Annotated in this window: 19 protein-coding genes and 1 tRNA gene; 8 read left to right on the forward strand and 12 right to left on the reverse strand. The window is 51.2% G+C overall.

The features are described from left to right. Positions 1–18 precede the first annotated feature (18 nt). The gene (locus AC6CHM_RS04645; protein WP_115052834.1) at positions 19–525 is read right to left on the reverse strand and encodes a Csu type fimbrial protein; all 507 of its coding nucleotides are present in this window, start codon (positions 523–525) and stop codon (positions 19–21) included. Positions 526–1,097: 572 nt separating this feature from the next. On the opposite strand from AC6CHM_RS04645, the gene AC6CHM_RS04650 reads away from it, so the two are divergent. After that, positions 1,098–2,351 carry an SAM-dependent methyltransferase gene (locus tag AC6CHM_RS04650; protein ID WP_115053282.1) on the forward strand — a complete coding sequence of 418 codons (1,254 nt, stop codon included), beginning with the start codon at positions 1,098–1,100 and terminating at the stop codon, positions 2,349–2,351. Beyond that, entirely contained in the window at positions 2,348–2,707 is a 360-nt protein-coding gene (locus AC6CHM_RS04655; RefSeq protein ID WP_115052833.1) for an MmcQ/YjbR family DNA-binding protein, read from the forward strand. The genes AC6CHM_RS04650 and AC6CHM_RS04655 overlap by 4 nt, the downstream gene beginning before the upstream one ends. A gap of 160 nt (positions 2,708–2,867) precedes the next feature. Here AC6CHM_RS04655 and AC6CHM_RS04660 read toward each other — a convergent pair whose 3' ends face one another. Continuing rightward, the gene (locus AC6CHM_RS04660) at positions 2,868–3,359 is read right to left on the reverse strand and encodes an Lrp/AsnC family transcriptional regulator (RefSeq protein WP_115052832.1); all 492 of its coding nucleotides are present in this window, start codon (positions 3,357–3,359) and stop codon (positions 2,868–2,870) included. Between the two features lie 149 nt (positions 3,360–3,508). Between AC6CHM_RS04660 and ald the strand changes: the two genes are divergently transcribed. After that, complete coding sequence (gene ald, locus AC6CHM_RS04665; RefSeq protein ID WP_440806062.1) at positions 3,509–4,624, forward strand: alanine dehydrogenase; 1,116 nt, start codon at positions 3,509–3,511, stop codon at positions 4,622–4,624. A 47-nt stretch (positions 4,625–4,671) separates the two neighbouring features. Here the strand turns inward: ald and AC6CHM_RS04670 are convergent, their stop codons facing one another. The 7 genes from AC6CHM_RS04670 to AC6CHM_RS04700 form a co-directional block, all read right to left on the reverse strand. Further along, the gene (locus tag AC6CHM_RS04670) at positions 4,672–5,142 is read right to left on the reverse strand and encodes a DUF1203 domain-containing protein (RefSeq protein WP_498172651.1); all 471 of its coding nucleotides are present in this window, start codon (positions 5,140–5,142) and stop codon (positions 4,672–4,674) included. A gap of 83 nt (positions 5,143–5,225) precedes the next feature. Then, the gene (locus AC6CHM_RS04675) at positions 5,226–5,744 is read right to left on the reverse strand and encodes a GNAT family N-acetyltransferase (RefSeq protein WP_115052829.1); all 519 of its coding nucleotides are present in this window, start codon (positions 5,742–5,744) and stop codon (positions 5,226–5,228) included. Positions 5,745–5,746: 2 nt separating this feature from the next. Continuing rightward, complete coding sequence (gene sseA, locus AC6CHM_RS04680; RefSeq protein ID WP_498172207.1) at positions 5,747–6,598, reverse strand: 3-mercaptopyruvate sulfurtransferase; 852 nt, start codon at positions 6,596–6,598, stop codon at positions 5,747–5,749. Between the two features lies 1 nt (position 6,599). Beyond that, on the reverse strand, positions 6,600–7,346 hold the full coding sequence (locus tag AC6CHM_RS04685) for an alanine--tRNA ligase-related protein (RefSeq protein WP_115052827.1): 747 nt from the start codon (positions 7,344–7,346) through the stop codon (positions 6,600–6,602). Further along, positions 7,346–8,377 (reverse strand): cysteine synthase A, encoded by a 1,032-nt coding sequence (locus tag AC6CHM_RS04690; RefSeq protein ID WP_336439994.1) that lies wholly within the window; start codon positions 8,375–8,377, stop codon positions 7,346–7,348. Before AC6CHM_RS04690 ends, AC6CHM_RS04685 begins: the two co-directional genes overlap by 1 nt. A gap of 175 nt (positions 8,378–8,552) precedes the next feature. Next, positions 8,553–9,896 carry a DEAD/DEAH box helicase gene (locus AC6CHM_RS04695; RefSeq protein ID WP_115053281.1) on the reverse strand — a complete coding sequence of 448 codons (1,344 nt, stop codon included), beginning with the start codon at positions 9,894–9,896 and terminating at the stop codon, positions 8,553–8,555. A 315-nt stretch (positions 9,897–10,211) separates the two neighbouring features. Beyond that, a complete protein-coding gene (locus AC6CHM_RS04700) occupies positions 10,212–11,075 on the reverse strand; it encodes a DMT family transporter (protein ID WP_498172209.1) in 864 nt (287 codons plus the stop codon). Between the two features lie 150 nt (positions 11,076–11,225). On the opposite strand from AC6CHM_RS04700, the gene AC6CHM_RS04705 reads away from it, so the two are divergent. Further along, the gene (locus tag AC6CHM_RS04705; RefSeq protein WP_498172652.1) at positions 11,226–12,596 is read left to right on the forward strand and encodes an aminotransferase-like domain-containing protein; all 1,371 of its coding nucleotides are present in this window, start codon (positions 11,226–11,228) and stop codon (positions 12,594–12,596) included. On the opposite strand, the gene AC6CHM_RS04710 is transcribed toward AC6CHM_RS04705, so the two are convergent. From AC6CHM_RS04710 to ade, 3 genes are read right to left on the reverse strand one after another with little or no spacing between them, the layout of a single operon-like run. Continuing rightward, positions 12,572–13,102: a DUF1697 domain-containing protein gene (locus AC6CHM_RS04710; RefSeq protein WP_115052823.1), complete on the reverse strand. Its 531-nt coding sequence runs from the start codon at positions 13,100–13,102 to the stop codon at positions 12,572–12,574. The genes AC6CHM_RS04705 and AC6CHM_RS04710 overlap by 25 nt on opposite strands. Before the next feature lie 8 nt (positions 13,103–13,110). After that, a complete protein-coding gene (gene ilvA, locus AC6CHM_RS04715) occupies positions 13,111–14,370 on the reverse strand; it encodes a threonine ammonia-lyase IlvA (protein ID WP_115052822.1) in 1,260 nt (419 codons plus the stop codon). Then, positions 14,367–16,178: an adenine deaminase gene (ade, locus tag AC6CHM_RS04720; RefSeq protein WP_354343880.1), complete on the reverse strand. Its 1,812-nt coding sequence runs from the start codon at positions 16,176–16,178 to the stop codon at positions 14,367–14,369. Before ade ends, ilvA begins: the two co-directional genes overlap by 4 nt. Positions 16,179–16,432: 254 nt before the next feature. On the opposite strand from ade, the gene AC6CHM_RS04725 reads away from it, so the two are divergent. From AC6CHM_RS04725 to AC6CHM_RS04740, 4 genes are all read left to right on the forward strand, one after another. Continuing rightward, on the forward strand, positions 16,433–17,410 hold the full coding sequence (locus AC6CHM_RS04725; protein ID WP_115052820.1) for a tripartite tricarboxylate transporter substrate binding protein BugD: 978 nt from the start codon (positions 16,433–16,435) through the stop codon (positions 17,408–17,410). A 78-nt stretch (positions 17,411–17,488) separates the two neighbouring features. After that, positions 17,489–17,950: a tripartite tricarboxylate transporter TctB family protein gene (locus tag AC6CHM_RS04730; RefSeq protein ID WP_115052819.1), complete on the forward strand. Its 462-nt coding sequence runs from the start codon at positions 17,489–17,491 to the stop codon at positions 17,948–17,950. 9 nt (positions 17,951–17,959) lie between these two features. Continuing rightward, positions 17,960–19,462: a tripartite tricarboxylate transporter permease gene (locus AC6CHM_RS04735; protein ID WP_337354664.1), complete on the forward strand. Its 1,503-nt coding sequence runs from the start codon at positions 17,960–17,962 to the stop codon at positions 19,460–19,462. Positions 19,463–19,573: 111 nt separating this feature from the next. Then, positions 19,574–19,659 (forward strand) — tRNA-Leu (locus AC6CHM_RS04740). Positions 19,660–19,789: the final 130 nt, after the last annotated feature.

Below are 19,789 nucleotides of genomic sequence, written 5' to 3' on the forward strand. Positions count from 1 at the left end.
TTCTCCTTTGTGAAAAGGTCAGTAGGTAACTTCGATCGCGACTGTATCGGTGTATGTTCCGATGGCCGGTGTCGTTTGAGCCGTCACACGGCCATAGACCGTTATGGCTTGGCTCGCACCATTCCCCGTACCTGAAACCAGATCTGCCGGCACCGCATTGCCCCAGAGCGTGGTATAGGCCGCATCCTTATAAAGCGAGTAATTAACGGTTGCTCCGGCTGGACCCGTCATTTTGCGTGATGCCAATGTAGCACCTGAACCCGCGCCAAGGCCGAGCCCGACTGTATAAGGTGTGCCATTGGTGCATTGAACCGTGAGGACGCTGCTCGAATCAACATTTGCTACGAGAAGACCGTGAGAGCCGAAGTCCAGCGTGCTGGCTGAGACGACACGGCATTCCGCCGTTATCTGAATCTGCACTCCAAGATTGCCGTTCGCCACAGCGGCAACCGCTGGAGCGCTGAACCCAAGCGCAGCAAAAATCGATGCCGCAACGACTTGGTTTACTCGATTCCCAGAACTCATTCATCCTCCTCATGATCGTATTAAAAAATACAACCTGCAGTTTTCACGAACTGATCCCCCGGACCACATTCCATTACGATAATTCTTATACCTTTAATTTTACTTAGCGGAAAGCCAGAATTGATAATATTGGTTATTGATGTTGTTTATCAGGCATTTATTTGCAAATGATAGTTTCATAATTTACAGACTGGAGCAAAAAACTTCCATAAATTTTTAAATACTTACTGCACATATAAAAACCAAATTGCCGTAAATGCTTAACAGAATCATGGCATGTACAGATGTTACTTATCACACGCATATGTATACAATTGACGCTTCCTGTCTAAACTTCATGTATTTTTGTCGTTTTTTGTCTATTTTCAAAGGCCAGATGGTCTACGCTGGAAGCCAATCCTTTTGCCTGGTGCAGCTTGCCCGACACCCATAGTTCTTGTCCTAGGCTGAGAGTTGCCGATCAGAGAAATGCAATCATGCCACGCAAGCTACGATGAGAAAAATCTCTTGAACTATTGTCCTTTGGGGGAAATATTAAGTCAGCGAACGGAAAGTCTGGACCGATGACCAATATTAAAAAGACCCTTTCCACCGATAGTCTAGCCCAATTGAAGTTGCTGACACCGGAAAATGTCGGCGCGGCTTTGAAGGGATTCCCGTTAAAAGTACAGGCTGCACTGCGGGCTGCGGTCCATCTGCCCCGTGGTACATTGACCATAACCACGCCCGACAAGCAGATATTCAAGGTAGGCGGCAAACAGACAGGTCCTGATGCTTCGTTGGTTCTGCACAATTGGAACCTTCCCCGCCGCGCTCTATCCAGCGGAACAATTGGGGTTGCCGAATCCTATATGGACGGCGATTGGGACAGTCCTGATGTCACCACTTTTCTTGAACTTTTTGTTGTCAATGAACAGGTTGGCGAAGACATTGCCGGCGGTTCAAGCTGGTTCGTCAATACGGTGCAGCGCTTACGTCACTGGCTAAACGAAAATACCCGAAGCCGTTCGCGCAAGAATATCTCTGCCCATTACGATCTCGGCAACGCCTTCTACCGTGAGTGGCTGGATCCCACCATGACCTATTCATCCGCCTTGTTTGCTGAAGGCGCAAACGATCTGGAAAGCGCCCAAACGGCAAAGTACAGCGCCCTCGCCCGCAATATTGGAATCACCGCTGATTCGCGCGTTTTGGAGATCGGTTGCGGCTGGGGTGGTTTTGCCGAATTTGCGGCCCGCGAAATTGGAGCCAAGATCACCGGTCTAACAATCAGCCGCGAGCAATTCGATTATGCAAGCCAACGCATTCAACGAGCCGGTCTTTCCGAAAAGGTTGATATCCGATTTCAGGACTATCGCGATGAGACCGGCAAGTATGATCACATTGCTTCTATAGAAATGTTTGAGGCGGTCGGCGAAAAATACTGGCCCGTATTCTTTTCAAAGGTCAAGGATTGCTTGAATCCCGGTGGCAGCGCTGGACTTCAGATCATTACCATCAATGACAAATCCTTTGAGCGCTACCGTAAGCGTCCGGATTTCATCCAGCGTTATGTTTTTCCGGGCGGTATGCTGCCAACGCCCACAAAGCTGAAAAGTCTCGGCAAGGACTTTGGTCTCGACATGTACCGCGAAAATATCTTCCCGCAGGATTACGCCCGAACTTTAGCTGAGTGGCGGGAGCGTTTCTGGGGATCATGGGACCGGCTGCGCCATCTCGGCTTTGACGGTCGTTTCAAAAAGCTTTGGGAATTTTACCTGTTCTATTGCGAGGCAGGCTTCCGCTCCGAATATATCGATGTACGCCAGGTCTTCTATAAATCGTGACCGACGAAAATCTAGAGCGTGCGTTTGAGCGTATCTGGAAACTGGCTGATGCCCTGCATTTACCAGAGCTCATAAAAAGCACAACTCACGGCACGCCCTCGTTGAAGGTCAAAACCTCATTCATGGGGCGCTTGAAGGATGAATCGAGCTTTGCAATTTATTGTCCGCTGGAGGAAAAGCCTCTCCTTATGGAAAGTGCACCCAGCATCTATTTCGAGACCGACCATTATAAGGGATGGCCATATATACTAATTCACCTTGATGCCATTTCCGACGAAGAACTCAGCCATCGGATAAAACTGGCTTGGCACACAAAGGCTCCTGCCAAACTCAAAAAGTCGATTACGTCAATTTAAGCCCTCTTGGACCACCACGGTCAGGACCAATGGAATCTTGAGGGAGTTTTGACGAATAATCATCTCCAACACAGAAATTTCCGCGACTTTTGCCGAAAAACCTCCGATTTTTGCCGAAGATTTTCAACCATGGAGAGAAAAATGGTTGTATTGACGCGAGTTACGGGTTCGATGAGATTTCTATCAAGCCCGTCTCCACTCCCAATCCGGTTCGGTCCGCGACTTCACGAAGAGCAAAAGATGAGTTTATTTTGGTGACATGCGGCATGGCTGAGAGCCAAAATTTATGAATACGCTCATAATCTTCAAGGTCTTTCGCAGCAATACGAAGCAGATAATCGTATTCACCTGACATGAGATAGCAAACCAGAACATTCGGACATCGCCGCACTGCAGTCTCGAATTCGCGAAGTTGATTATCCGCCTGTCCAGAAAGCGAAATATTGACGATTACCGTGACGGGATGACCGAGCAATTTGTTGGATAAACGTGCATGATATCCACGAATAACGCCGGACTTTTCCAGTATGTCCAAGCGCCGCGAACAGGCAGATTGCGACAGGCCAATTTTTTCCGCCAACGTCGCATTCGACATGCGTCCGTCTTTCTGCAAATTATCAAGTATAGCGATATCAATCCTGTCCAGCGACATTGTTCGAATAATCCATTACTTATAGCAATTACTACGCAAGAATACGCGAATAACCACCAACCGTCGAGGCCATTTGGCAAGGACATGCGATGGGAGATGTGGTGTTATATTGCTCCCCAATAAGCAAAGCAGAACAATGAGGAGGCATTATGCGCGTTGGTTGCCCTAAAGAAATTAAAAACCATGAATATCGCGTCGGCCTGACTCCGGGTGCCGTACGCGAATATGTTGCCCATGGCCATCAGGTCATAATCCAGTCCGGAGCTGGTACAGGAATTGGCGCAGATGATGGAGCCTATCAGGCCGCCGGTGCCAAAGTAGTAAAGACTGCAGAAGAAGTATTTCAGCAGTCTGACATGATCGTAAAGGTTAAAGAGCCACAGCCATCCGAATGGAGTCAGCTTCGTGAAGGTCAGCTTCTTTATACTTATCTTCACCTTGCTCCCGACCCCGAGCAAACCAAAGGTCTTCTGAATTCCGGTGTGACGGCTATTGCTTATGAAACTGTGACAGACGAGCGTGGTGGTTTGCCGCTGCTTGCACCTATGTCAGAAGTTGCTGGCCGCCTTGCCATTCAGGCTGGCGCTACTGCTTTGCAGAAAGCAAATGGCGGTCGCGGTATACTTCTCGGCGGTGTTCCCGGCGTTCTGCCCGGCAAAGTTACCATCATTGGCGGAGGTGTTGTCGGCATCAATGCGGCGCAAATGGCTGCTGGACTTGGTGCAGACGTTACAATTCTGGATCGCTCGATTCCCCGCCTGCGTCAGCTCGACGATCTGTTCCGCGGGCGTATCCATACACGCTACTCCACCATCGAAGCCCTTGATGAAGAAGTGTTTTCTGCCGATATCGTCGTTGGCGCCGTTCTCATTCCAGGCGCTGCTGCGCCCAAACTGGTAACCCGCGAAATGCTTTCCGGCATGAAAAAAGGTGCTGTTATCGTTGACGTTGCCATTGATCAGGGCGGCTGCTTTGAAACCTCCCATGCCACTACACATTCCGAGCCAACTTACGAAGTGGATGGCGTCATCCATTATTGCGTCGCCAACATGCCGGGTGCAGTTCCCGTGACTTCTGCCCACGCGCTCAACAATGCGACCCTGCAATATGGACTGCAATTGGCTGATCGTGGCGTCAAGGCTTTGATCGACAACCCGCACCTGCGCAATGGTTTGAACGTGCATAAGGGCCGCATTACAAACAGTGCTGTTGCCGAGGCGCTCGGTCTTGAAATGTTCGAAGCAAAAGCCGTTCTAGCAGCTTGATTTTATTGATTATAATGAAAAATCCCGGGTCAGTGACCCGGGATTTTTCATGCCATTTCTATCCGGCACTGGAAGCAGTTATTTCTCGCCGAGCGCATATGAACATAGGCGACATCGTCCCGTTTCAATAATTCCGCAGCCCGGTCAGCGATCCCGCCAGTTTTGACTACCCCGCCGGTGCCGTAAATAATCCGATCCTGACAAGAATAGCCGCGAAGGATGAAGTCACTGCTTTTATTGAACATTTCAGGCAGCTGATCTGTCTGCGCATATCGCTCGCATTCATCTGCATGCAGAAATATCGGCCCAGTTTCCGCATAGGGTTGCGGGGAAGGAAACGGCCGATGCGAAAGGATGAGATATTTGTCGCCGGCCCTCACATTATGCAAACAATGCCTGCAAGGCACTCCGCCCCCATCCGATAGGTGGGTTTCAGGCTTTTGGCCATTGGCGTCGGCACCACCGGCTTGATAGTGCCGCGCCATTGTTGTCGTCATTGCAATAAATCGAATTGTGATCATAACTGTCTCCTTTGATGCCAAAGAAAACACATTAGATTAGCGTCAAACCACCCGATTCATGCTCGCGGCAGAATATGCAATCAATCCCAGGTTTCGATTTCAGCCTCAGCAAAGCTCACTGGCCTGAACCCCATTTTTTGATACATTTGCAACGCTCGTGGACTATCAAGCGTATTTGTTTCGATAATCACCTTCTGCGGGCTGCTCATCCAAGCCGTGGAGATGGCTTCATTCAGGAAGAACTTCGCAAGTCCAAGCCCTTGAAACTCTGCTACAAGGCCAAAATAGAGAATTTCAGCGACACCCCGCTCCTGATCTAGTACCAGCTCGAAAAACCCCGCAGGGGAACCTTCGACATACAGAACATGGATCTCGACATTGTCTCGATGGATGATTGCAGAAAGCGCTTCGTCATCAAGCTTGCGGTGGACTGACCAATGGTGTGGCTTGCCCACTTGTTCATACAAAAATCGATAGAAGGGCAGCGAGATCTTCGTTGCCCGCATAATTGCCAGCTTGTAGCTGGCTGGCGTCGGGATCGCAGCGGTTGGGCGATCCGTCATTTCGAGATGGGTAACGCGTGTCTTGAGCGTAGGCATTGTTAAGCTTCGCCGGTGGCTACGGGAGTATCCTTGGCACCGCCCCATTCCGTCCATGACCCGTCATAAAGCACGTTATTCTCGTGCCCTAAAGATTCGAGCGCAAGCGTAATGACAGCAGCGGTAATACCTGAGCCGCAGGTGGTCACGATGGGGCGCGACAGATCAACACCCGCATCATCGAGCACTTGTTTTAACCCATTGATATCTTTGAAGTATCCATTATCGACCAGAACTGACGAGGGAACATTGCGTGCATTCGGCATATGGCCGGATCGCAATCCCGCCCGTGGCTCCGCCTGAACTCCGGTAAAGCGCGCAGCGGCCCGGGCATCGGCTATCTGCCTCGTGCCCTCCTGGACGATCTCGTGCATATCGTCGAAACTTGCGATCTTCGCCGCATCGAAATCTGCCACAAATGCCGACGGCGCTATCTTTGTCACCTCATCGGTAACTGGCCTGCCCGCCTTCTTCCAATTGTCAAAACCACCATCAAGAACGAATACTTTTTTTGCGCCCATGATGCGCAACATCCACCAGACCCTAGGCGACGTAAACACTCCAGGCCCGTCATAGACCACGATGGTGTCATTATTGGTAATGCCCATGCTGCCAATAGCAGCAGCGAAGGTTTCAGGCTTTGGAAATGTGTGCGGCAAGTTGGAGTCAGGATCAGCCATTTTATCATGATCGAAAAAGACAGCGCCCGGAATATGTCCCGCATCATACTCTGCCTTGGGATCACGATTCTGGAACGGAAGATACCAAGAACCGTCGACGATACTCAGGCCAGGTTGTCCCAACCTTTCCTGAAGCCAATCCGGTGACACTACAAAAGCGCTTTTGTCGCTCATCTCATTCTCCTTCGGGCAAAGCGCCAAAACGGATACGAAACCGCCGGTTTTCCTTACCCTTCTTTTCTATTTTTCCAATGTGGATTTGCCCGATTTCGCCGGTCGTTGCGACGTGAGTTCCACCACAAGGTTGGGAATCTATGGCAGCATTTTCACCGATACAAACGAGCCTGATACGCCCCGTTCCCGTGGGTGGACGGACATTTTTCGACTTGATCAGCCCGGGATTTCCAGCGAGTTCCTCGTCGGTGATCCAGCGAGTAAAAATGGGATGATTGGCATTGACCAATTCCATCAATTTTGCAGTCGCACTTTCCTTGGTAACACCTGCGTCAGGCAGGTCAAAATCAACCCGGCTGTCTTCTTCGCTGACGGCCGCGCCGGTGATCGGATACGGGCAAACAACGCTCAGCAGATGACATGCTGCATGCATGCGCATCAATTTGTAACGTCGCTCCCAATCAATGCGAAGCAACAGTTTTTCGCCAATATCCGGCACAGGCTGATCAGAGGCAGGAACATGGATGACTTCTTCTTTTGTCTCACCTGTCACAGTTGCGGCGATAACAATTGTAGAACCATCCGACCGAACGAAAACACCTGTATCGCCAGGTTGCCCACCGGATGTGGCATAAAAATTGGTTTGATCTGTGAGGATGCCTCCTCGGTCGTTAACCGCTATTACCGTGGCGTTGGCCTCTTTCAGATAGGAATCATCGCGAAAAAGGATCGTCGTGTCATAAGCCATTATTCACTCGCAAAGGGTACAGAAATATCGATGTTTCTCTCCATCCACAGCGGTACCGGCAGGTCTTTCGAGCGCAGAAACTCAGGGTTGAAAAGTTTTGATTGATAACGATTGCCGTAGTCGCACAAGATAGTCACTATTGTATGTCCGGGACCGAGATCACGTGCCAAATGAATAGCACCGGCGATATTGATACCGGATGATCCGCCAAGGCAAAGCCCCTCTTCCGTCACCAGATCAAACACAATTTCCAATGCTTCAGCATCCGGAATTTGATATGAAAAGTCTGGAGTAAAGCCTTCAAGATTGGCGGTTACACGGCCTTGCCCGATGCCTTCAGTAATCGAGCTTCCTTCCGATTTAAATTCTCCGGTCGTATAATAAGAAAACAGGGCTGCTCCGAGGGGATCGGCAATAGCGACTTTCACCGCTTCGTTCTTGGCTTTCAGCCCCATGGCGACGCCGACCAAGGTGCCCCCCGACCCAACAGCGGAAACAAAACCATCTACTTTCCCGTCCGTATCACGCCATATTTCCTGTGCGGTGGTTTCCACATGTGCCTGACGATTTGCAACATTATCGAACTGGTTGGCCCATATTGCACCATTTGGTTCGGTTTTTGCGAGTTGTTCCGCAAGACGGCCAGAAACCTTCACGTAATTGTTGGGATTCTTGTACGGGACCGCGGGCACTTCCACCAGTTCTGCCCCGAGGAGCCGCAGCGCATCCTTCTTTTCCTGGCTCTGCGTCTCTGGGATGACGATAACGGTGCGGTAACCGAGTGCCTTGGCAACCATGGTTAAGCCGATCCCGGTGTTGCCCGCAGTGCCCTCGACAATCACGCCGCCCTGACGCAACTGGCCATGCTTTTCTGCATCACGAATGATGTAGAGCGCAGCACGATCCTTGACCGATTGACCGGGATTTAGAAATTCGGCTTTTCCGTAGATCTCGCAACCGGTGAGATCTGACGCCTTTTTGAGGCGGATTAACGGTGTATTTCCAATTGCTTCGATCACGGATTTATACATTGCCTAGCCCTTCAATATACTGCCCTAAACCTATTTGTCCGGATCACACCGTTCAAGCGCATAATCTCACAATCTGTTGCCACGGGGATAAATCTTTGGGCATAAACAAAAAGGCCCCCGGCATTTAACGCCGAGGGCCTCTCAAAAAATTGAGGTTGCTCAATGTAAGCTCAAATTATGCAGCTTTGGAACCAAAGCCTTTTTTATTCCGGCGGAAAGGACGCTTCTGCGCGGGCGCACCGCCATCATTGCTCCAAATCTTCTCGCCGCGTGGTTCCCGAGGCTTGCCGCCAGCTGGTTGACCACGATGCGGCTTCTTGCTCTTTGCAGGCGCACCACTATTGCCACCTTCGCGGCGTGGCGGGCGTTGGTCGCTGTTTGCCGCCCGGGCCGGCAAGCTGGAAAGATCAACCGGCGAATCTGCCATTGGCAAACGCATGCGGGTTACACGCTCCACAGCTTTGAACTTTGAACCTTCTTCAGCCGGATCGTAAAGCGTGATGGCATTGCCGGATGCGCCATTACGACCAGTGCGCCCAATGCGGTGAACATAGCTCTCCGGCTCATCTGGCAGGTCGAAATTGATCACGTGGCTGATACCGACAACATCGATACCGCGTGCTGCAATGTCAGTTGCAACGAGGATGCGGACGGACCCATCCTTAAAGCCATTCAAAGCGCGCTGACGGGCATTCTGAGACTTGTTACCGTGGATAGCTGCAACGTTGTAGCCGTCCTTTTCCAGAATACGGGTAACCGCGTCAGCACCGTGTTTCGTACGTGTAAATACGATAACGGAAGACAGGGTTTCGTCTTTCAGCATGGCCGACAAAACCTGCTTCTTCTGGCGGGTCGGGATCATATGAACAACCTGCTTGATCTCTGCTGCCGTGGTGCCTTGAGGCGCCACTTCAACACGCACAGGATTGCGCAAAAGGCTGGCTGCCAAGGTAGCAACTTCCTGAGGCATGGTCGCAGAAAACAGAGCTGTCTGGCGATCGCGGTGAGTACCTTTGGCGATTTTCTTGACATCATTGATGAAGCCCATGTCAAGCATGCGGTCAGCTTCATCGAGAACAAGCCAGCGGGTTTCGGACAAATCAATGCGATTGTCGCGCACGAGGTCTGTTAAGCGACCTGGTGTGGCGATCAGAACATCGACACCGGCCTGCATCTTGTTGATCTGGGCAATGCGGGAAACGCCGCCAAGGACAAGAGCCGTTGAAATATGAGCGCCCTTCGCCAATGTACGGAAGGTTTCTTCGATCTGCACTGCAAGCTCACGAGTAGGAGCAAGCACCAAAGCGCGGGCGGTCTTGCCCTTGCGCTTATCACCGATAGTTATGATTTTTTGCAGGATAGGCAAAGCAAAAGCTGCCGTCTTGCCCGAACCGGTCTGGGCAATACCAAGAATATCCTGACCTGCAAGCTGTGCCGGAATAGCCTGTTGCTGGATTGGCTTGGGAGCAATCATTCCAGCTGCGTCCACTGCCTTAAGCAGAATCGCATTGAGGCCCATGGTGGCAAAGCCGTTTGTTTCAGTAGTTTCCAATTTAAACTCTCATCTTGGCCAAGCGCGATACATCGCGGGCCATATAACGCATCGCAGGGCGCAACCTGCATGCAACATTTTCGGATAAACGACGAGACGCGAAAAGCCCCAAAGGGATCAAGCGACTTGCGCAGCCGTGCCCACCGCATCATGCGGATGGGGCTCAGACGCCACAAGTCCTGTTTCGGAAGACCGGATTGCCCGGCCCAAGCGTCTGACCGGCATATGGGCTCTTCCCGCACAAAAAGCAAATGATTTTATTGTGCGACGCAAAACACCGCCTTACTTGGCGAACCGTTTTGCCCCGAAAACGCATGCAATAACGGCAATTGTAACGACAATCATCTGCCAGCCAACTGTCTCATGCAGCAATGTGGCCGCGATCAACAAACCGAAGAATGGCTGTAATAGCTGAAGCTGTCCGACAGCCGCTATGCCCCCTTGCGCCAAGCCACGATACCAGAAAACGAAACCGATAAGCATTGAGAACAGCGAGACATAGATCAATCCGAACCAAGCCGGTTGACCGATCGCCATCCAGTCTTGGGGTAATTGCAACAAGGTAAGAGGCAGCATCACAGGCAAAGATAAGACCAGTGCCCAACAAATCACCTGCCACCCACCCAGTTTGCGCGACAGGTGCGCTCCTTCGGCGTAGCCCAAGCCGCAAGCCACGATAGCGGCAAACATCAAAAGGTCGCCGGTCAATGAGGCATCCAGATTTTGTGTGAGAGCAAAACCTGCAACCAATGCACTACCCAAGCACGAGAATATCCAAAACATTGGACGCATGGATTCCCCGCCCCGCAGAACACCGAAAATAGCGGTCGATAGAGGCAGAAGGCCAATAAAAACAATCGAGTGTGCCGACGTAACATGCTGAAGCGCCAGTGCGGTCAATAGCGGAAAGCCGACCACGACACCCATGGCAGTGACGAATAAATGTCCAAGATCGGACCTTGAAGGCCATTTTTCTTTAAACGCGAGCAAAAGCACCAGACCAAGCAAGGCAGCAATGGTTGCCCGCGCTACCGTCAAAAAAATTGGATCAAAATCTGCCACTGCAACACGTGTGGCGGGCAGTGACGCGCTAAAAATGAGAACGCCTACAAAACCATTGATCCAACCGCTCGTTGTCTTATCCATTCAATTCACCTCATCCGTGCCTTGCTCTAGCGCGCTTAAGGATGGATTTTCCAGATACGGTACAGTACAATTTATGCAAACTGTAATGGATAAGTGAGCAGTACAGATGGACAAACAAGGATATGTGGCGTGACGCGAGTCGAGCAAGTTATGCAGGCAATCCGGCAACGTATCGCAGCGCGATTGCTGCCTCCCGGCGCCAAACTTCCATCGATTCGAAGTTTCGCGGAAATCATGGCGACGTCAAAATCGACTGTCGTTGATGCATATGACAGGCTGGCAGCCGAGGGGCTCATTCAATCACGGCGTGGATCCGGGTTCTTCGTTGCAGGTCATCTTGCTCCTTTAACTCTTGCCGAAATCGGCCCAAAACTCGACCATGCAATCGATCCGCTTTGGGTCTCAAGAACCTCATTGGATGCCAATGATGGCATGCTAAAACCAGGCTGCGGTTGGTTGCCCGCTTCGTGGATGCCCGAAGATGGCATTCGGCGTGCATTGCGGTCACTAGCCAGATCGAATAGCTCAACGCTGACCGATTACGCATCTCCCCTTGGTCTGCAACCGCTTCGGCAACTCCTGTCGAGACGGCTGGGCGAGCACGGTATCGAAGTTTCGACCAATCAGATCATGCTGACGGATTCGGGAACGCAAGCAATTGATCTGCTATGCCGATTTCTGATTGAGCCTGGAGATACAGTGATCATCGACGATCCATGCTATTTTAACTTTCACGCCCTGCTCAAAGCACATCGAGCCAATGTCGTGGGCGTGCCGTACACGCCAAATGGGCCTGACATCGAATTGTTTGCACAGGCATTGAAAAGCCATTGCCCCAGGCTTTACATCACTAATTCCGCGCTTCAAAATCCAACAGGAGCAGCGCTATCTCCGCTAACGGCCCACCGGATACTAAAGCTTGCGGAATTGCATAATCTTACAATTGTCGAAGACGATATTTTTGCCGATTTCGAGCATGAGCCTGCTCCGCGACTCGCCGCATTTGATGGACTGAATCAGGTTGTGCACATCGGCAGCTTCTCCAAATCAATCTCAGCATCACTCCGTTGCGGCTTTATCGCTGCCAGACAAGACTGGATCAACGGATTGATAGATTTGCGGATCGCCACATCATTCGGTGGCAACCGCATGGGAGCAGAGCTCGTGCTTTTTATGCTGAAGGAAGGCGCATATCGCAAGCATATGGATGGTTTGCGTACCCAACTCGCCCGTAGCATGGGAGATACGATCACCCGGTTGAAAGCGCTTGGCATAGTGCCCTGGAATGAGCCGCGCGGTGGCATGTTGCTATGGTGCAGATTGCCGGACGGTATCGACGCAGCCGAAATTGCAAAATATGGCCTTGAAAAAGGCGTGGTATTTGCCCCGGGCAATGTATTTAGCCAGTCGCAGACAGCCAATTCCTACATGCGCTTCAACGTCGCCCAATGCGGGAATTCCAGAATATTCGATGTTCTTTCCGAGGCGATAGCCGTTCAGGCAACTTCAGCTAACGCTTGAAGCTTCAACACTGTGTTCCAATTACGTGCTGTGGCGACCACGCCCAAAGTTCTTTCAATCTTGGGAAACAGACGAGCATTCGATATTCCCTGCGGCGTGTAGTAGTAAAGCACCCGGCCTCGTATCTGAAATTCGTCAGGACCCTCCGCCTTTGATTGCAATGCTTTTATTGCGACCTCATCCGGTTCGCGCTCCATAAGATATGCGTGAAGCTTGGTTGGCTCACAGACTGCGTTGGGAAACGGATTGTCAGCAATGAGTTTCGCCCATTCAGCTGTGCTGGCTATCAAAATGGCTTTTGAAAAATCAAATTCCTTCAAGACAATTGGAGTGATGCGCTTTAGAACTCTTTCCGATGTATCAGACGATTTCAGGACCACATTTCCAGTATTGATGTATGTCCTGACACCTTCAAACCCTTCCTCAGTCAAGGCTATCGCGAGTGGTTTCACCGGCAACAATGTCGCGCCACCCACGCCACGAAAGAGAATGATCCACGTCGTCATACGCCCTCCTAGATGATCATCCCGGCAATCGTTTCATTATCTGTGATGTCTTGATAAGCCCATCCTGCCTCGTCGAACCGTTTGAACAATATGTCAAAATTCTTCCTGTTTTTGGTTTCGATGCCGATAAGCACAGAACCAAAGTTGCGCGCTGACTTCTTCAAATACTCAAAGCGAGCAACATCGTCTTCAGGACCGAGCAAATCCAGAAATGAGCGCAAAGCTCCCGGTCTTTGCGGGAACCGGAAAATGAAGTATTTTTTCAAGCCTTCATAGCGCTGTGATCGTTCTTTAAGCTCTGGCAGTCTTTCAAAATCGAAATTGCTGCCAGATATGACAAGCACGACCCGCTTACCTTTCAGATCGGCTTTTTTGAAATCCTTAAGTGCGTCAATGGCCAAGGCACCAGCTGGCTCAACTACGATGCCCTCGACGTTCAGCATCTCCAATATGGTTGAGCTGAGCCTGTTTTCCGGAATCAAAGTGACAGAGTTTGGACTGAAGCCTTTGAGAAGTTTGAAATTTTCACGCCCGATCTCGCCAACAGCAGCGCCATCAACAAAATTATCCACGGCTTCAAGTTTCACCCGCTTCCCGGCTTCCAAACTACGCTTTAGGCTCGGAGCACCTGCCGGTTCCACAAAACAAAATTGTGTTTCCCAGCCAAGATCAGAAAGATAACGCGTCACGCCCCCGGAAAGACCTCCGCCGCCGACGGGAAGAATCATCAAGTCGGGCTTGCGCTCATCGGGCAGTTGGGCTGCAATTTCATACGCAACAGTCGCCTGTCCCGTTATAATATCCATATGATCGAATGGGGGCACCATAACGGCACCCATTTCCGATTCGAATGTCCGCGCTGCTGCATAGCATTGATCGAAAATATCGCCGACAAGCCGGATTTCGATGAATTCGCCGCCGAAACTGCGCGTCTTGTCAATTTTCTGCTGCGGTGTCGTGACGGGCATGAAGACAACGCCCTTTTTGCCAAAATGCCGGCAAATAAAAGCAAACCCTTGAGCATGGTTACCCGCAGAAGCGCAAACGAACACCGCATCTGCGGATTTGTTCGTGTTTAGATAGTGCGAGATGAAATTGAACGCGCCTCTGATCTTATAGGAACGGACTGGCGATAAATCCTCGCGTTTCAACCAAATCTGCGCGCCATATTTCTGCGAAAGGTAGTGATTGAGTTGAAGCGGCGTTTCCGGAAAAAGCACACGCATCTTGGTGGTCGCTAAAGCGACAGCCTTGGCAAAAGCAGTCATAGAAACAAATCAACCTTTTCAAATGTTCGGACATCGATAATCCCGACATCGGAGATGCGCAATTCCGGAATGACGACGAGTGCCAGCAAGGAGTGCTGCATATAGGCGTTGTTGAGGCTGCACCCCATTGCCCGCATGGCATTCACCAGCTTGTCAGCTTTGGCCGCAACCACCTCAGCGCGCTGATCAGACATCAAACCCGCGATGGGCATTTCGACCAATGCCAACTCACGTCCCTTTGAAAACAGGACCACGCCACCGCCCACCTCACCGAGACGATTGGCGGCTTTTGCCATATCTTCCTTATTCGTACCAACGACGATCATGTGATGACTGTCATGGGCGACTGTCGAAGCCATGGCGCAATCGAGCGTATAACCGAAGCCTGACACAAATCCGTTTACGACAGCGCCGGTTCCGCGATGACGTTCCACGAGAGCTATCTGGCAAACATCATTGCGGCGATCCATTTGCACGATGCCGTCAGAAACGGGCAAATCCGCTTCAAGCGCTTTTGTCGGAGCCTGATTTTCGATCACACCGATCACCCGCGCCGTCACGTGTTTTCCGGGCTTGGGTGCGGCAATATCAAAATCTTTGGCTTTCAGCTTTTTACCCAGCTTAATCGTATTTTTGGCGAATGAGGGATAGTCATAGGCTGGAATGTCGGCAATCAACTTGCCTTTTTCCGCCAGAAGCGTCCCGCGCGCATAAACGCGATCAATAACGAGGTTCGGAAGATCTGATACGATCAGAAAATCCGCCAGCCGCCCCGGTGTGATTGATCCGATCTCGCGCTCAAGCCGGAAATGCTGTGCAGTATTAAGCGTCGCCATCTGAATTGCGGTAACTGGCTTAAGTCCCTGTGCGATCGCATGTCTTACAACGCGATCCATATGCCCGTCATTGACCAACGTTCCGGAATGACTGTCATCGGTACAAAGGATGAAATTGCGGGAGTCGAGCCCCTGCTCGGTTACCGCCTTGATCTGGCTTGCAACATCGTACCAGGCAGAGCCGAGGCGCAGCATCGCGCGCATACCCTGGCGCACGCGTGCCATCGCATCTTCCATTCGCGTGCCTTCATGATCGTCTTCGGGACCACCAGCCACATAACCATGGAAAGCGCGCCCCAACTCCGGTGAAGCAAAATGACCGCCAACGGTTTTGCCAGCTTTGACTGTGGCATCAATGCCGCCGCGCATCGTGGCATCATTATTGGCAACACCTGGAAAGTTCATAACCTCGCCCAGCCCAACAATATTGGGCCAAGTCATCGCCTCGGCCACATCCGATGGACTTATGGCTGCGCCTGCATTCTCCAAACCCGGAGCTGACGGCACACAACTAGGCATTTGCACATGCACGTTAATCGGCATGCCAAGTGCTTCATCATGCATCAGGCGTACGCCTTCCAATCCCAAAACATTGGCGATTTCATGCGGGTCTATAAACATTGATGTCGTGCCATGCGGAATAACGGCACGGGTGAATTCAGTAACGGTGACCATGCCGCTTTCAACGTGCATATGGGCATCACAAAGGCCCGGCACCAAATAACGCCCAGCTGCATCAACGACTTTGGTTTTTGGCCCGATGCAGTGTTCCGCGCCATGACCGACGAATGCAAAACGCCCGGCAATAATGGCAATATCAATACCCGCTATTATTTCACCGGAATATACGCTTACCAGACGGCCATTTCGCACGACGAGGTCCGCAGCGTGGCGTCCCATGGCTACATCCACCAGCAATGGGGCTGATTGCGTCCAGCTCTCTGGCTTGTTGGCCCTATCCTGCTTTGACATCCAATTACCTCGTATCGTCTTTTACATCTCACTCATGCATATACGAAAACGGCTTTGAGCACTCTACCTCAAGAGATTTTCTCAAAAAATTATGCGAAGCCCATGAAATGCTTGACATACTGGCCGCGCTTGCCTCCGATAGAGCGCTAATGGAAATCATACAGATTCTGCCGGACCTCGGAGGAGCCCGGCAATATCTGTTTCGTAAAAAAGGCTAGCTCTATTTACAAGCCGTATTCTGGGAGGAGTGTTTAATGCGCAAGATACTAATTTCTCTGGCAGCCACCGCAACATTTGCCTTGGCATCCAGCACTGCTTTTTCTCAAGGTTACCCCGAGCGCAACATAACAATGGTTGTGCCATTTGCTGCGGGCGGCCCAACTGACACTGTTACCCGGCTGGTAGCAGAAACAATGTCAAAAGATCTCGGGCAACAAATTCTGGTGGAGAATGTCGGTGGCGCCGGCGGCACTTTGGGTGCTTCTCAGGTAGCCAAGGCCGACCCCGATGGTTACACGTTGCTTTTGCATCACATTGGCATGGCAACCAGCGCAACGCTGTATCGTAAGCTTCCTTATGATACGTTGAATGCGTTTGAATATGTTGGCCTTGTGACCGACGTGCCAATGACCATCGTTGCGAAGAAAGATTTCGAAGCAACCGATCTGAAAGGTCTCGTAGAATATGTGAAGGCCAATGCGGACAAGATCAGTCTTGCCAATGCCGGTATCGGCGCTGCCTCGCATCTTTGTGGCATGTTGTTCATGAATGAAATCAAAGTTCCGCTTGTGACTGTTCCGTACAAGGGTACAGGACCTGCGATGACCGATTTGCTCGGCGGTCAGGTTGATTTGATGTGTGATCAGACAACCAATACGACCAAGCAGATCAAAGGCGGCACCATCAAGGCCTATGCAGTGACGTCAGCGAAGCGTCTCGATGCCCTTCCAGATGTCCCAACTGTTGAGGAAGCTGGCCTTCCAGGTATGCAAGTAGGCATTTGGCACGGTATCTACGCTCCCAAAGGCACGCCGAGCGAAGTGACTGAGAAACTATCAGCGTCGCTGCAAAAGGCCCTGAAGGATCCGAACATTGTTGCCCGATTTGCCGAACTTGGCACAGTGCCCGTGACAGATGCGGAAGCTACCCCGGCAGGCTTGAAGTCAAAGCTCGAAAGCGAAGTGACACGCTGGAAGCCCATCATTGAAGCTGCCGGTCAATACGCAGATTAATTCAGCATTTACCGGGGCATTACGATGCCCCGGTCCTTTTGTTTAAGCAAAGCCGGAAAACGGCGACTGGGGGGATAAATGAAATCCTTGAGTTTCAGTACTCGCGACATTGTATGCGGTCTATTTTTCATTCTTGCGGGTTTGTTCTTTGCGATACAGGCTTATGGACTTGATCTCGGAACAGCATTTCGAATGGGCCCTGGCTATTTCCCTTTCGTGCTGGCTGGAATCCTAATCGTCCTGGGCGTAATCGTTATCATTCAGGGAACGCAGATCGAACATGAGCCGATGGGCCCAATCGCATGGCGCGGGATGCTGCTCATCCTGCCAGCTCCTATTTTTTTCGGCCTTACTATTCGCGGCCTGGGATTTGTTCCGTCGCTGTTTTTAACTGCTTTGATTGCAGCATTTGCAAGCAACAAAATGCGCCCTGGGATGGCTCTGCTTCTTGTCTGCGGTCTGACGATCTTCTCCGTCGTCGTCTTCAGTTACGCATTGGGACTGCCATTTCGCCGCTTTGGCCCTTGGCTCGGACAGTGAGGACACATCGTGGAACTCTTTAACAATCTTGTACTCGGGTTCACCACCGCGGGCGCCCCATGGAACCTCTTCTTTTGTTTCATCGGCGTTATCCTCGGCACACTTATCGGTGTATTGCCCGGCATCGGCGCAACAGCAACGATTGCGATGCTCTTGCCAATTACTTTTCAGCTGGAGCCGGTATCTTCGCTGATCATGTTGGCGGGCATCTATTACGGCGCCCAATATGGTGGTTCGACAACGGCTATTTTGATTAACATGCCGGGTGAATCGTCTTCCGCCGTCACAGCAATTGATGGCTATCAAATGGCCAGGAAAGGTCGAGCAGGTGCCGCATTGGCTATTGCCGCTATTGGCTCTTTCTTTGCTGGAACAGTTTCCACCATATTGGTTGCAGTCTTCGCCCCCCCGCTAACCGCAGTTGCGTTGAAGTTCGGTTCTGCCGAATATTTCTCCCTTATGATCGTCGGTCTTGTTTCATCCATTGCCCTCGCCCATGGTTCAGTGGTCAAGGCACTGGGAATGGTCGTTCTAGGACTACTATTGGGGCTTGTCGGCACCGATATTTATACGGGAACGCCTCGGTTCAATCTTGGGATCTTGGAGCTTTCAGACGGGTTGAACTTTGTAGCCGTTGCGGTTGGCGTCTTTGGTATTGCAGAAATTCTCCGCAATCTCGAAAATGAACATGACCGGGATGTCATGATTAAAAAGGTCACTAATCTTTGGCCAACCAAACAGGATTGGAAGGAGATGACGGCGCCGATTTTGCGTGGCACTGCTATCGGCTCTGCACTCGGCATATTGCCTGGGGGCGGCGCAATTCTCGCATCTTTTGCCTCTTATACTGTCGAAAAGCGCATGTCGAAAACGCCTCAAGAGTTCGGCAAAGGCGCTGTGGCTGGCGTTGCGGGTCCAGAATCTGCAAATAATGCCGGCGCTCAAACATCATTCATACCAATGCTGACACTTGGCATTCCGGCCAACCCGGTCATGGCGCTGATGATCGGCGCTATGATCATTCAGGGCATTGTCCCCGGACCAAATGTGGCGACTGAACAGCCAGCTCTTTTTTGGGGCATCATCGCATCAATGTGGATCGGTAATCTTATGCTGATCCTGCTAAACCTGCCGCTGATTGGTCTTTGGGTTAAGCTTCTGACTATTCCCTATTATATGCTCTTCCCGGCGATCATCGCGTTCTGCTCCATCGGTGTTTACAGCGTTAATTCCAACGTCTTTGATCTCTACGCGGTCGCATTCTTCGGGCTGATTGGGTATGTTCTGGCCAAGCTCCGCTGTGAACCTGCACCCTTGCTGCTCGGCTTTGTATTGGGTCCGCTTCTGGAAGAACATCTGCGGCGTGCCATGATCATGTCACGCGGCGATGCCACGACATTTGTCACGCGGCCAATCAGTTTGACGCTATTGCTGCTTGCGGCAGCTGTACTTGTGGTCGTGCTCCTGCCCAGCATCCGCAAAAAACGCGATGAGGTGTTTGTCGAGGATTGATCAAGGCAGTTATGGTAACCGGTCCGAAATTCATTTCGGACCGGTATCAATGCGATAACTTGCTAAAACACCGTTGACGGAATCGATTGAACCGTTGAAAAGCATAGTCACGCGGACGTGGTGGAATTGGTATACACAACAGACTTAAAATCTGTCGGCCATTGGTCATGCGGGTTCAAGTCCCGCCGTCCGCACCAACATGAACCCGGCTTTCCGCCGGGTTTTTTGTTGTTTTGCAATGTATTTACGACCAGGCCAACAAATGAACAGTTTGTCCGGCTGGGCTTGCAGCGGTACGTTTCGGGAACTACGTTCCTGTTCCCATCA

The sequence above is a fragment of the Phyllobacterium sp. GQ127 genome (genome assembly GCF_059758635.1).

Excerpts from the sequence above, each read along its gene's own strand:
- AC6CHM_RS04730 (WP_115052819.1), top strand. The coding sequence starts at position 17,489 with ATGAAATCCTTGAGTTTCAGTACTCGCGACATTGTATGCGGTCTATTT.
- ilvA (WP_115052822.1), bottom strand. The coding sequence starts at position 14,370 with ATGACTGCTTTTGCCAAGGCTGTCGCTTTAGCGACCACCAAGATGCGT.
- AC6CHM_RS04695 (WP_115053281.1), bottom strand. The coding sequence starts at position 9,896 with ATGGGCCTCAATGCGATTCTGCTTAAGGCAGTGGACGCAGCTGGAATG.
- sseA (WP_498172207.1), bottom strand. The coding sequence starts at position 6,598 with ATGAGCGACAAAAGCGCTTTTGTAGTGTCACCGGATTGGCTTCAGGAA.
- AC6CHM_RS04710 (WP_115052823.1), bottom strand. The coding sequence starts at position 13,102 with ATGACGACGTGGATCATTCTCTTTCGTGGCGTGGGTGGCGCGACATTG.
- AC6CHM_RS04690 (WP_336439994.1), bottom strand. The coding sequence starts at position 8,377 with ATGTATAAATCCGTGATCGAAGCAATTGGAAATACACCGTTAATCCGC.
- AC6CHM_RS04675 (WP_115052829.1), bottom strand. The coding sequence starts at position 5,744 with ATGCCTACGCTCAAGACACGCGTTACCCATCTCGAAATGACGGATCGC.
- AC6CHM_RS04660 (WP_115052832.1), bottom strand. The coding sequence starts at position 3,359 with ATGTCGCTGGACAGGATTGATATCGCTATACTTGATAATTTGCAGAAA.
- AC6CHM_RS04685 (WP_115052827.1), bottom strand. The coding sequence starts at position 7,346 with ATGGCTTATGACACGACGATCCTTTTTCGCGATGATTCCTATCTGAAA.
- ald (WP_440806062.1), top strand. The coding sequence starts at position 3,509 with ATGCGCGTTGGTTGCCCTAAAGAAATTAAAAACCATGAATATCGCGTC.
- ade (WP_354343880.1), bottom strand. The coding sequence starts at position 16,178 with ATGTCAAAGCAGGATAGGGCCAACAAGCCAGAGAGCTGGACGCAATCA.
- AC6CHM_RS04645 (WP_115052834.1), bottom strand. The coding sequence starts at position 525 with ATGAGTTCTGGGAATCGAGTAAACCAAGTCGTTGCGGCATCGATTTTT.
- AC6CHM_RS04705 (WP_498172652.1), top strand. The coding sequence starts at position 11,226 with ATGCAGGCAATCCGGCAACGTATCGCAGCGCGATTGCTGCCTCCCGGC.
- AC6CHM_RS04700 (WP_498172209.1), bottom strand. The coding sequence starts at position 11,075 with ATGGATAAGACAACGAGCGGTTGGATCAATGGTTTTGTAGGCGTTCTC.
- AC6CHM_RS04725 (WP_115052820.1), top strand. The coding sequence starts at position 16,433 with ATGCGCAAGATACTAATTTCTCTGGCAGCCACCGCAACATTTGCCTTG.